10 protein-coding genes are annotated in these 11,039 nt (G+C 66.1%); 5 read left to right on the top strand and 5 right to left on the bottom strand.

The genetic code is table 11. From position 1 onward, the window contains the following. The first annotated feature begins 217 nt into the window (after positions 1–217). Positions 218–1,570 (top strand): MFS transporter, encoded by a 1,353-nt coding sequence (locus ACRDUX_RS18950; protein WP_526415562.1) that lies wholly within the window; start codon positions 218–220, stop codon positions 1,568–1,570. Between the two features lie 123 nt (positions 1,571–1,693). Here the strand turns inward: ACRDUX_RS18950 and ACRDUX_RS18955 are convergent, their stop codons facing one another. From ACRDUX_RS18955 to ACRDUX_RS18965, 3 genes are all read right to left on the bottom strand, one after another. After that, the gene (locus tag ACRDUX_RS18955) at positions 1,694–2,137 is read right to left on the bottom strand and encodes a nuclear transport factor 2 family protein (RefSeq protein WP_526415563.1); all 444 of its coding nucleotides are present in this window, start codon (positions 2,135–2,137) and stop codon (positions 1,694–1,696) included. Further along, positions 2,127–3,914, bottom strand: a complete 1,788-nt coding sequence (locus ACRDUX_RS18960; RefSeq protein ID WP_526415564.1) for an N-acyl-D-amino-acid deacylase family protein — start codon at positions 3,912–3,914, stop codon at positions 2,127–2,129. The genes ACRDUX_RS18955 and ACRDUX_RS18960 overlap by 11 nt, the downstream gene beginning before the upstream one ends. A gap of 64 nt (positions 3,915–3,978) precedes the next feature. Continuing rightward, a complete protein-coding gene (locus tag ACRDUX_RS18965) occupies positions 3,979–4,905 on the bottom strand; it encodes an SDR family oxidoreductase (protein ID WP_526415565.1) in 927 nt (308 codons plus the stop codon). Between the two features lie 68 nt (positions 4,906–4,973). Here ACRDUX_RS18965 and ACRDUX_RS18970 point away from each other — a divergent pair, with 68 nt between their 5' ends. The 3 genes from ACRDUX_RS18970 (at position 4,974) to ACRDUX_RS18980 (ending at position 8,122) form a co-directional block, all read left to right on the top strand. After that, a complete protein-coding gene (locus ACRDUX_RS18970; RefSeq protein WP_526415566.1) occupies positions 4,974–5,903 on the top strand; it encodes a dienelactone hydrolase family protein in 930 nt (309 codons plus the stop codon). 234 nt (positions 5,904–6,137) lie between these two features. Further along, positions 6,138–7,328, top strand: coding sequence for an MFS transporter (locus ACRDUX_RS18975; protein WP_526415567.1), 1,191 nt, complete (start codon positions 6,138–6,140; stop codon positions 7,326–7,328). Between the two features lie 104 nt (positions 7,329–7,432). Then, positions 7,433–8,122 (top strand): YoaK family protein, encoded by a 690-nt coding sequence (locus ACRDUX_RS18980; RefSeq protein ID WP_526415568.1) that lies wholly within the window; start codon positions 7,433–7,435, stop codon positions 8,120–8,122. A gap of 1 nt (position 8,123) precedes the next feature. Here the strand turns inward: ACRDUX_RS18980 and ACRDUX_RS18985 are convergent, their stop codons facing one another. Both ACRDUX_RS18985 and ACRDUX_RS18990 read right to left on the bottom strand, forming a co-directional pair. Beyond that, positions 8,124–8,681, bottom strand: coding sequence for a winged helix-turn-helix domain-containing protein (locus tag ACRDUX_RS18985; protein ID WP_526415569.1), 558 nt, complete (start codon positions 8,679–8,681; stop codon positions 8,124–8,126). Positions 8,682–8,756: 75 nt separating this feature from the next. Further along, positions 8,757–9,509, bottom strand: coding sequence for a MetQ/NlpA family ABC transporter substrate-binding protein (locus ACRDUX_RS18990; RefSeq protein ID WP_526415570.1), 753 nt, complete (start codon positions 9,507–9,509; stop codon positions 8,757–8,759). A gap of 125 nt (positions 9,510–9,634) precedes the next feature. On the opposite strand from ACRDUX_RS18990, the gene ACRDUX_RS18995 reads away from it, so the two are divergent. Then, the coding region (locus ACRDUX_RS18995; RefSeq protein ID WP_526415571.1) for an amino acid transporter at positions 9,635–11,039 on the top strand (1,405 nt) is incomplete at its 3' end.

Consider the following 11,039-nt stretch of genomic DNA (forward strand, 5'->3'; position numbering starts at 1 on the left):
AGCCGATTCTGTGCGGCTTCCGCGTGGTAAGTATCCGGCTGCGCACCCCTATCGTGTCAATATGCGGCTTCGCACAGCGTGGCTATGCGATTCCGCACGAGGGACGCACTCATCTTGACAGTCGAACTCGACGGGTGTTTGGCTGACTTCCAATTCAAATGGCCGTCCCGGCTGGAGACATTTCGAGGTCCACCCCTGACGATTGGAAACGCGCGCCATGTCAGAGATCGTAAATTCTGCAACGTCACGAGATCCCCTCGAGCGTCCCATTTCGCGACAAGACCGACCGCAGACCCGATTCACTCTCGACCGGCGCTGGCGGATTTTCCTCCTGCTCCTCGTGATCGGTTCGGTCAGCTATATAGACCGAGTCAGCATCTCGGTCGGTATGCCGTTGATCGCCGATGAATTTGGTCTGAACCCGCAACAACAGGGGTACGTGCTGAGTGCGTTCTTTTGGACCTATGCAGTCTTCCAGATCCCCGGAGGGTGGGCAGCGGACCGCTACGGTCCGCGTCGCGTGATCGGCTCGGTGATGCTGCTGTGGGCTGTGATTCAGACAGTGACCGGACTGGCTGCGAACACCATTCAGTTGGTGGTGATGCGGGTATTCCTGGGCGCGGCCGAAGCGGCCCAACTTCCCTCCGGTGCCAAACTGAGTGCGCTTTGGCTAGCAAATCGCGAACGTGCGCGAGGGGCAGCGCTAATGAACTCCTCAGCGTCGCTCGGAAGTGCGTTCGGTGGACTGCTGGTCGGCGGGCTCATCTCGTGGCTAGGCGACTGGCGCGAGGCCTTCATCGTCGTCGGCGCCGGCGGCCTCGCGTTTGCCCTTGTCGCCTACTGGTATCTGCGCGATAGTCCGCAGGAACACCCGGGGGTCACAGCGCGGGAGTGCGACTTCATCGAAGCTGAGCTTGAGGCGGAGGCGATCGCCGATGCCGACGTGCTACCGGAGCATCCGACGTCGCCGATCAATTACCTGCGACAGCGGACGTTCTGGGCGATGGGACTTGGCTGGTTGTCAGCAAACTTGGTCTTCTATGGCCTGCTCACGTTCGGCCCGCTATACCTGTATCAAGAGCGTGGTCTGGACATCAAAACCATGGCAGGCGCCGTCTTCGTGATGTTCGGTGCAGGGTTCGTCGGAGAAAACTTTGCGGGTTGGATCGCGCAGAGGTGGCGAGAGCGAGGAGGAACTGCCAATGTCGTCATGCGCACGATCTTCTCGATCTCTGCTCTTGGATCGACCGCTGCGGTCGTCGGCGTTGCGTACGTGCCGAGCGCTGGAGCAGCGGTCGCGCTCCTAGCTGTCACGCTGTTCTTCCTCCGCTTCATGGGTCTGTACTGGAGCCTGCCTGCCACTCTCGCCGCTCGGCGACACGTCGGCATCGTCGGGGGGATGATGAACCTCTTTGCAAATATCGGCGGAATCGCCATCCCGCTCATAACAGGGGCAATCGTGAGCGCGACGGGGTCCTATTTCCCTGCACTGATGATGTTTGCCGGGGCCGGCATCGCCTATATGTTGTTCAGTCTGTCGATCGACTACAGCAAGAAACTTCCTGTGTGAGCCCCCCGTTCGCGGGGTGAGCTCCCCTTGCGCTGAACACGAGAACTACGTCGACCTCGGCCCCCGACGGGCTGGCCGAGAAGTTCCGGCTGGCCTGGAGTGTGTAGGTGCGTTGACGGCTGGCTAGACCACGCCGGTCGCGTCGAAGATCCAGGACATGTCGGCGTTGCCGAAGTCCTCCATCCACGTCGGCGGAGCGTGGTTGGCCAGGGCGCCCATATCCCAGTAGTCCTTCCACAGGGTGATCTTCCCGTTCTCGACCCGGTGCACCGTGACGAATCTCAGCACCGCGGATTCGCCCGTCTTCCAATGCCATTCCTCGTGGTGCTCGTACATGGCATCGACACCGTCGGCGACAAGCAACCCCGTGAAGTTCTCGTAGGAGGCCAGCGGTTCGAGGCCGATCTTGAGTCGCTTGACGATGTCCTCGGGGCCCTTCGCGGCGGCCGTCGGCCCCACCGGCATGTCGAGATAGATGCAGTCCTCGGAGAGGAACGACTTCAGTGACTCCCAGTCGCGTGCCGACAGTGCGGCCCACATGCCGAGAACCGTATCCTCAACCGACACTTGTCAACTCGTCTCTTTGCGTAGGGAGCGCGGGGGCCCGGTGGGCGGCGCGTAGGAATCGTCCGGTGCGGCTGCGGCCCACCAGTTCGGTGGCTTGGCCGTTCAGGAACACCGCGCGGCCTCCGACGAACACTGCCTTGACGGTGTCGTCGTTGCGGTTGACCATTCGCGACAACCCGCCGTATTGCGCGACGGGTTCCTCCGCGTAGTCGTCGAGCCGCTCGTCGAGGCGGGCAGGATCGATGATCACGACGTCGGCGCGGTCACCGATGCGCAGATGGCCCGCGTCGAGGCGGTACCAATCGGCCAACTCGCCGGTGAGGCGGTGCACGGCCTGCTCGACGGTCATGAACGGATGTCCCGATGCCTCCGCGTCGCGAACGTGGCGCAGCAACCGCAGTCCCATGTTGTAGAACGCCATGTTCCGCAGATGGGCGCCCGCGTCGGAGAAGCCCATCTGGACGCCGGGGTCGCGCGCGAGCTTCTTGAGCACCTCCGGGCGGTGATTGGAGATGGTGGTGCGCCACCGCAGCGCCTTGCCGTGCTCGAGCACCAGATCGAGGAACGCGTCGACGGGATGCAGGCCGCGGTCCACACCGACCTCCCCGAAGGACTTGCCGATCACTGCCGCATCGGGACAGTCGACGATGTCGGCGTCGAAGAAGTCGCGGTGCCAGACCCGTACCCCGAACTTGCTCTCGTAGTCCTTGCGGAACCGGCGCCGGTACTCCTCGTCGCGCATCATCTCGTCGCGCTCGACCTGGTCGCTCAGGTGCAATGCCGCAGCGCCCGAACCGAACTCCTCGAAGATCACCAGGTCGATGCCGTCGGCGTAGACCTCGAACGGCACGGGTAGATGCTGCCACCGGAAGTCGGCTCCGAGGCGGTTGACGAACCGCGCGACCGGGCCCATCATCAGGACCGCGTAGGGATTGGACTTCACGTCGGCCGCCGACAGCAGGCTGGTCTTGAGCGGGTTGCGGAAGAGGCCGAGCGACTGGGCGATCTGCGACCCAAGGTTCAGCGGGTTCTCGATGTCCGGGCCGGACTGCAGAACGCGTCCTGCCTTGCGCAACAACGACTTCAGCCTGCGCTGCTCGCGAGGCTTGGCATACGTGGACGGTAGCGTGCGGGAACGGCAGACGTCACCGTCGAGCTTGTCGAAGAGCAGCTGCATCGACGACATCCCGACGAAGCCTGCATCGAGCGCCTCGGCGAGCATGCGCTCCATCTCGGACTGCTCGCTGCGGCTGGGTCGCTCGCTCTTGCGGGTCGCGCGGTCAAGACCCATCACGGCGGTCCGCATGTCGGAGTGTCCGATGAATGCCGCCAGGTTCGGGCCGAGCGGCAGCGCCTCCAGCGCGTCGACGTACTCGTCGCAGGTACGCCAGGTCTTGTGTTGGCTGACTGCGGCGATCACGTGGTCGCGGGGGATGGCCTCGACGCGGCCGAACAGGTCGCCCGCCTGCGTGCCGTCCACGTGAATGGTCGACAGCGAGCAGGATCCGAGCATCACGGTGGTCACGCCGTGGCGCAGGGATTCGGCCAGCGCGGGACCGCCCAGCACCTCGACGTCGTAGTGGGTGTGGATGTCCAGTATGCCGGGGAGCACCCAGTTGCCGGTCGCGTCGATGACCTGCGGACAGCCCGTCTCGTCGAGGTCGTCAGCCGAGATCGCGACGATATGGCCGTCGCGGATGCCGAGGGTGCGCACCGCGGAGGCGGCGCCGGAGCCGTCGAACCAGCGGCCGTTCCTGATGATCGTGTCGTAGCTCACTCCGTCATAGAACAGCCGCGCAGCACCGGTGTCAACGAAATCGTGAACACTTTCTCAAAATTGTCTACTGCTCTACCCAGGCATCGGGGCGGCGGCCGTCGACGTCGGTGAATCCGTACTCGCGGGAGAGTTCGACCGAGCTCGCCGAACGCTGATTCCAGCGAGCCCGGTCGGGGTCCGCCGCAATGGCTGCCACCCCACGGCCGAGGAAGCGGGGCGTCTCGGACTCCGTGAAGGCGGCGGGCGCGGTCGGGCCCCCGTCGGCCCGCCCCGGTTCCAGGGCGTCGCGCCACGTCGGCTCGGTCACGGCGTAGTTCTCCAGCATCATCTCCGAGCGCAGCCAGCCCGGCGTCACCGCGACGGCGGTGCAGCCGAACTGAGCGAGGTCGTGTCCCTGACTGAACGCGATCCGGTTCACCGAGACCTTCGCCAGGTCGTAGAACGCCGACAGCCGGTAGTTGTGCGCGTTGAACTCGGCCGTGCCATCCGTCACCTCGACCAGCAGTCCGCCGGGCCTGCCGATCAGCAGCGGCAGCAGGCAGTGCGACGTGATGAGGTGGGTGTCGACGCCGAGGCGCAGGATTCGCAGCCCGTCGTCGAGGTCGTGCTCCCACATCGGCCGATTCCACGTCGATGGCGGTCCCTTGAGGATCTCGGCGCCCCAGATGTCGTTGACGAGGACGTCGATGGCGCCGTAGTCACGGCGGAGACGATCAGCCAAGGCGCTCACCTGTGCGATGTCGAGATGATCAGTGGGGATGGCGACGCCGACGCCTCCGAGCTCGGCGACGAGTTGCGCTGTCTCCTCGATGGTTTCGGGTCGGTCGTAGTCCGAAGGCAGCTCAACGACGGAACTGGTGCGACCCGTGCAGACCACCGTGGCCCCCGCCTCGCCGAGCGCAGCCGCGATCCCGCGGCCCGCGCCACGGGTCGCGCCGGCGACCACGGCCACGCGGCCCGCGAGAGCGGTTCGGCTGACCTCCGATGACATGACGTCGAGTATCGCCGTCAGTGCCGTCTCCCATCGCAAGTTCAGAATCTCGGGGCATACTCGCGTGGGTGACCCCACTGCAGCGTTACATCGCCGAAGAGATCGCGACCGACCACGTCGACGGCCTGATGTCCAGACGCGAAGCGATGCGGCGTCTGGCCCTCATCGGTGTCGGCGCCGCCGCCGCGAGCACGCTCATCGCCGCCTGCAGCAAGGACAGCAAGGACGGCGCTGACACCAAGCCCACGGCCGACGCGCCCGTGACCTCCAGCGGCGCGGCGACCGCGCAGGCCATTCCGCCCGGCATCGAGAACGCACTGGAGACGACGCCGATCACGTGGGCGGGCCCGCGCGGCGAGCTTCAGGCAGCGTGGTCGGAGGCCACGACGCCCAAGGGAGCCGTCCTCGTCATCCACGAGAACAAGGGACTCACCGACTGGGTGCGTTCGGTGGCCGGCCGGTTCGCGGGCATCGGATACTCCGCACTCGCGATCGATCTGCTCTCGGCCCAGGGCGGCACGGCGACGTTCACGGACCCAGCCGAGGCGACCGCGGCGCTGAGCAAGATCTCGCCGGAGGACTTCACGGCGGACATGAAGTCCGGAGTGGAGGAGCTTCAGCGTCGGACCCAGGGGGCCAAGGTCGCGGCCGTCGGATTCTGCATGGGCGGCGGCCTGGTGTGGCAGCTGCTCGCGTCCGGTGAACCGCAGCTCGCGGCCGCCGTCCCGTTCTACGGCCCGCTGCCCGACGGCGCGGACTTCAGCGGATCCAAGGACGTCGCGGTGCTGGGGTTCTATGGCTCCAAGGACGCGCGCGTCACGGGCACGAAGGATGCCGCCCAGCAGGCACTCGACAAGGCTGGGCTGGTGAACCAGCTGGTCGTCGAGCAGGGCGCGGACCACGCCTTCTTCAACGACACGGGTGAACGCTACGACCCAACGGCCGCAGCCGATGCCTGGCAGAAGACCCAGGACTGGTTCACCAAGTACGTCGGCTAGGCGCGCCGTTCACGGCGCGAACTTCTACGGTCTACCCTCCGTGCTGCGAATCACGTTGCCCGCCAGAGAGATTCCCTTCACCGCCGGCAGCAGTTGGTGATCCCGCTCCGGCGGATGGTCGACGAGGGGTTCTGCCGGTGCCGCTGGATCGTTGCGTGCCAACCACCGTCGGTACGACGTTGCCGTCGGTTTTCCGCCAGCATGGGCGACTGTTACCTGCCTAACGTCGTCGTCATGGAAAATGATGTGCTCACGACCCCTGTAACGGCGGCCCTACGGACACCCGTCGTGTGGTTCATGGCGATCGCGGCGGCACTGGGCACAGCTTGCATCTATCCCCTTCAGCCAGCGATTGCCGTGGTGGCCGACACGCTGCACGCATTGCCTGCAGAGATTGGTATCGCCCTCGCATGTGGGCCAGTTGGCTACCTGGTGGGGCTGGCCCTGCTGGTACCGCTCGTTGACCGGTTTGCGCCAAGATACGTGCTTTCAACGCAATTCGGCGTGCTAGCGATCGCCTTAGCCGTCAGCGCCTGGGTCGGCACACCATGGCTTCTCGGCCTTGCTGTCGGAGTCGTCGGAGCCGGTTCCTCGGTCGGTGCGCAATTGAGTTCAGTCGCAGGTCGTTTCGCGGTACCTCAGCGGCGTGCCACGGTCCTGGGGATCGTCACCGCGGGAATCTCCGGGGGAATTCTCGCGGGACGGATCATAGGCGGCTGGCTTACCGACGTGATCGGCTGGCGCGGAACGCTTCTAGTGTTCGCCATCGCGTGCGTCGCCGTGGCAATTGCCGCCCGCGTCGTGCTGCCCGCGGCGGCGCCCAGCGCCGCATCGGGATACCTTGCCACGCTTCGGGCATTGCCCGGTCTGTATGTCCGGTTCGCCTCGCTTCGGCTCGCGGCCGGCCGTGGCGCCCTGTGGTTCTTCGCCTTCTGCGCAGTCTGGGCAGGCCTTGCGGTCGCGCTCTCAGAGCCTCCGTTCACGTACTCATCCGAACGGATCGGCCTCTATGCACTCGCCGGGCTGCTGGGCATCATCGCCACACGGATCGCCGGTGTCTGGACCGACCGTGTCGGAGCACGAAAGGTGATTCTCCTCGGACTCGTCATCGCGGTAGCCGCAGCGGCGGCACTGGGCGCATTCCTTTCGAACATCGCCGTTGCACTGGTCTGCCTCGGCCTGTTCGACGCCGGATTGTTCGCAGCGCAAGTGGCCAACCAGAGCACCGTCCTGGCCATCAATCCGGACGCGCCGGCGCGATTCAACAGTGCCTACATGCTCGTCTACTTCATCGGCGGCAGCCTGGGCACCGCCTTCGGTGCAGCAGCGGTGGAATGGTTCGGGTGGCACACCACGACCCTCGTCGCCGCAGCGGCGATAGCGGCCGCCGCGGCGATCACCGTGGCTGCCCGGATACAGCCATAGCCGGGGAGCGGAAACGTGGACTCAGCCACGCCCGCGAACCGTCCACGCATTGCCTCCGCTCACCTACGTCCCCCACGCCTCGTTTCGCCGACTAGGTTGATCGAATGGGCGCCCCGACACCCGGCCCGACGGACTCCGAACGCACCAGGACGCTGTGGTTCGCGCTGCTCCTCACCCTGACCAACGGGTTCATGGACGCTCACACGTTCTTCGTGCGCGGCGGCGTGTTCGCCAACGTCCAGACCGGAAACGTCATCTTCTTCGCCATCGACGCCTCCGAGCGGAAGGTGGCGGCCGCAATGGCCCACGTCTGGCCGATTCTCGCCTTCGGTGTGGGCGTCCTCCTCGCCTCCCACATCAAGTCCGGACGCGCCGAACGCGTCGTCACACATCCGCTGCGCTGGACCATGGCCGTGCAGGTGGTCGCCCTGGTGGTCATCGGCTTCGTTCCGGTGACCGTGGCGCACAGTTACGTCACGGTGCCGATCGCATTCCTCGCCGCGCTGCAGATGGGGTTGTTCCGCAGCATCGGCGATCTGGCCTACCTACCGGTGGCGACGACGGGGAATCTCATGAGGTTCGTCGAAGCCGGTTACGAGGGCTTCGTCGATCGGCGGTCCGCATCGCGGCGCGCATGCGGGATCTACGGCACCGTCATCCTCGCGTTCGTCGGCGGGGCGCTGGTCGGCGCGTTCGCCAGCCGGGCGTGGGGTGCGCACGCGATCTGGCTGGCCGCCGCGATCCTGGCGGTCACCCTCGTCCTGTTCGTCGTGGACGAGCGCGTGCTGCGGTAGGTCAGGCGGGCCGCGGTCGCTGCACCGCTCCGACGAAGTGCACGTCGGGATGGCTCTCGAATCGGTAGCCCTGGCCACGCATCGTCGTCAGAAGGCGTTCGTAGTGGCCGAGTTTCACCCTCAGCCGCCGGACGTGCGTGTCGACCGTGCGCGACGAGGCAGGAGGCGAACCCCGTGACGAACCCGAGGCCCCGTCCCGCCAGACGTCGCGCATCAGATTCTCGCGTGAGACGGCACGTCCCGGCGTCAGAGCCAGATGTGTGAGCAGTTCGAACTCTCGGAACGTCAGGTGCACCGGTTCGCCGTCGACCCAGACGTCCCGATTGACGCGATCGATGGTCAGGGCATCGCTGGGGTAGGGGCTGGCCGCGACCGGCTGGGACGTGCGACCCGCAACCACCACGGCCTTGCGTGCCCTGACGCCGGGAACCGTCCTGGTCGTCGTCCAGCCGAACTCGTTGACGAGTTGCTCGGCGCGCGAGACCAACTCGGTCATTCCCGAGGGGACGTCGATGACGAGGACCACCTGCGTCGTCGCGGTCGGCGCCGCTGGTCGCATCGAGCCCTGATACACCAGCCGACTGTCACCGACGGTCCGCGTCGGGAAAAGGGTTTGGTTCGGCGTGACGCGAACCTAGAAGGCGGGCAACACCTGGCCGGCATACGCCGTGGCCATGAAGTCGCGGGTCTCGTTGGAGTTGAGCGCGGCTGCCAGACATCGGATGGACGCGTCTTCGCAGTTGTCCCGCCGTGCCACCAGATACTCGGCGTAGGTCGGGTTGCCGCGCTCGCAGTGCAGCGCGCCGCCGATGTCGACACCCCATTCGATGGCCTGGTTCCCGAACAGGAACACCGCGTCGAAGTCTGCCCGGACGCCGGCGAGCAGCCAGCCGGCCATCTCCTTGAGGACGAGACTCCGCGGGTTGGCCCGCACGTCGGCGGGGGTGGCGAGGGCCTGGTGCCGGGGGGCGCAGTCGATCAGCCCGAGTTCGTCCAGCATCGTCAGTGACCTGTGCACGTTCACGGGATCGCCGGGCAGTGCCAGCTCCGCGTACTCGGGCAACTCGGCGAGGGTCGCGACGAACGTCGAGTAGAGGCCGAACGGTTCGACGTGCACCGGCGCGACGGGCACCAGACCGTTGCCGGTGCGACGGTTGAACTCGTCGAGGAACGGCCGGTACTGAAAGAAGTTGGCGTGCAGACGACCTGCCGCCAGGGACTCGTTGGGCCCGTCGAAGTCTTCGAATACCTCGATGCGCAGATCGATTCCGGCCCTTGCGACCATGGGTCTGACGAAGTCGAGGATCTCGGCGTGGGGGACCGGCGTGGCGCCCACCCGAAGCGGTTGCTTGCCCCTGCCGCCGACACCGCGCACCGAACTGCTCACGTCCCGAAGGCTACCTTTGGACTGCGCAAGCGCAAACCGGCGCGATTGTGTCCGATTGTTACGGCCTAATGCTCGTGCTGACCGCAGGTGTGGTGCCACCCCCCGGTGGTCCCTACGGTGCGACCATGTCCGAATTGATCGATACGCCAGACTCTTTGGCGTCAGAGCCAACCACGCGCAAGCTCCGAGGCACTCTCGGCGTGGCGTCCATCGTGTTCATGGTCGTCGCCGCCGCGGCCCCCCTCGGCGTGATCGGCGGCGTCGTTCCGCTGGGCATCGCGAGCGGCAACGGCGTCGGATTCCCCGCGACGTTCATCGTTGCCACCGTCATCCTGCTGTTCTTCTCGGTGGGTTTCACCGCCATGACACCGCACGTCCAAGAGGCGGGCGCGTTCTTCTCCTATGTCCGCAAGTCCCTTGGCCTTCCGGCGGGCATCGGGATCGCGTTCGTCGCCATCGTGAGCTACCTGGCCATCGAGGCGGGCGTCTACGGCCTGCTTGGGCCTGCGGGGGTGAGCATCTTCGAGCTGTTCAACGGGCCGACTCTGCCGTGGTGGGTGTTCGCCGCCGCTGCGTTCGCCGTGACGACCTACCTCGGCTACCGCAACATCAACCTGTCCAGCCGGGTGCTTGCGGTTCTGCTGACCGCCGAGATCGCGATCGTCGCCGTACTGGACCTCGTCATCGTCGCCCGCGGCGGAGACCACGGCCTGTCGACGGGCATCGTCAACCCGCACGCCATCACCTCTGGCTCGCTGGGCATCGGGCTGCTGTTCGCCATCATCAGCTACGTCGGCTTCGAGGCGACGGCCATCTTCCGCGATGAGGCCCGCACCCCGGAACGCACGATCCCACGCGCGACGTACGTGTCGCTCATCCTCATCGGCGTGTTCTACGCGATCACCAGCTGGGCCCTGATCTCCGGCTGGGGTGACGAGGAGGCCGTGACCAGGGCCACTGACTCCGGCTCGACGTTCCTTGGCGACACCGCGCAGCGCTACATCGGCACGCTCGGCGCCGACGTCATCACGGTGCTGTACTTCACCAGCCTGTTCGCCTGCATCCTGTCGTTCCACAACGTGGTGTCCCGCTATGTCTTCGCGCTGTCGCAGCGCGACGTCCTTCCCGCATCGCTGAGTCGCCCGCACGGCAAGCACGGCTCACCGCACCGGGCGTCGCTGTGGATCTCGGGGGTCGTCGCGCTCAGCGTCATCCTGGCGGTCGTCTTCGAACTGGACCCTGCCGCGCAGTTCTACACGTGGTTCGCCGGCACCACGACCGTCGGGATCGTGGTTCTCCTGATCGCCACCAGTGTCGCGGTCCTCGTCTACTTCGCCCACGACCGGCACGGTTACTCGCAGTGGCGGGTACGGATCGCGCCGAGCCTCGGGCTGATCGGGCTGGCGGGGTCACTGATCCTGATCCTGATCAATCTGAAGGACCTCGTCGGCGGCTCCAGCGTCCTGGCGTGGGTGATCATCGGGCTGCTGGTGGGGGCTTTCGCGCTCGGTGCCATCGTGGGCACCCGGG

The sequence above is a fragment of the Mycobacterium sp. genome (assembly GCF_050701675.1).
Taxonomy (GTDB): domain Bacteria; phylum Actinomycetota; class Actinomycetes; order Mycobacteriales; family Mycobacteriaceae; genus Mycobacterium.

Bases quoted from the DNA above. Each gene is read 5' to 3' on its own strand.
- ACRDUX_RS18950 (WP_526415562.1), top strand. From the start codon at position 218: ATGTCAGAGATCGTAAATTCTGCAACGTCACGAGATCCCCTCGAGCGT.
- ACRDUX_RS18985 (WP_526415569.1), bottom strand. From the start codon at position 8,681: ATGCGACCAGCGGCGCCGACCGCGACGACGCAGGTGGTCCTCGTCATC.
- ACRDUX_RS18975 (WP_526415567.1), top strand. From the start codon at position 6,138: ATGGAAAATGATGTGCTCACGACCCCTGTAACGGCGGCCCTACGGACA.
- ACRDUX_RS18965 (WP_526415565.1), bottom strand. From the start codon at position 4,905: ATGTCATCGGAGGTCAGCCGAACCGCTCTCGCGGGCCGCGTGGCCGTG.
- ACRDUX_RS18980 (WP_526415568.1), top strand. From the start codon at position 7,433: ATGGGCGCCCCGACACCCGGCCCGACGGACTCCGAACGCACCAGGACG.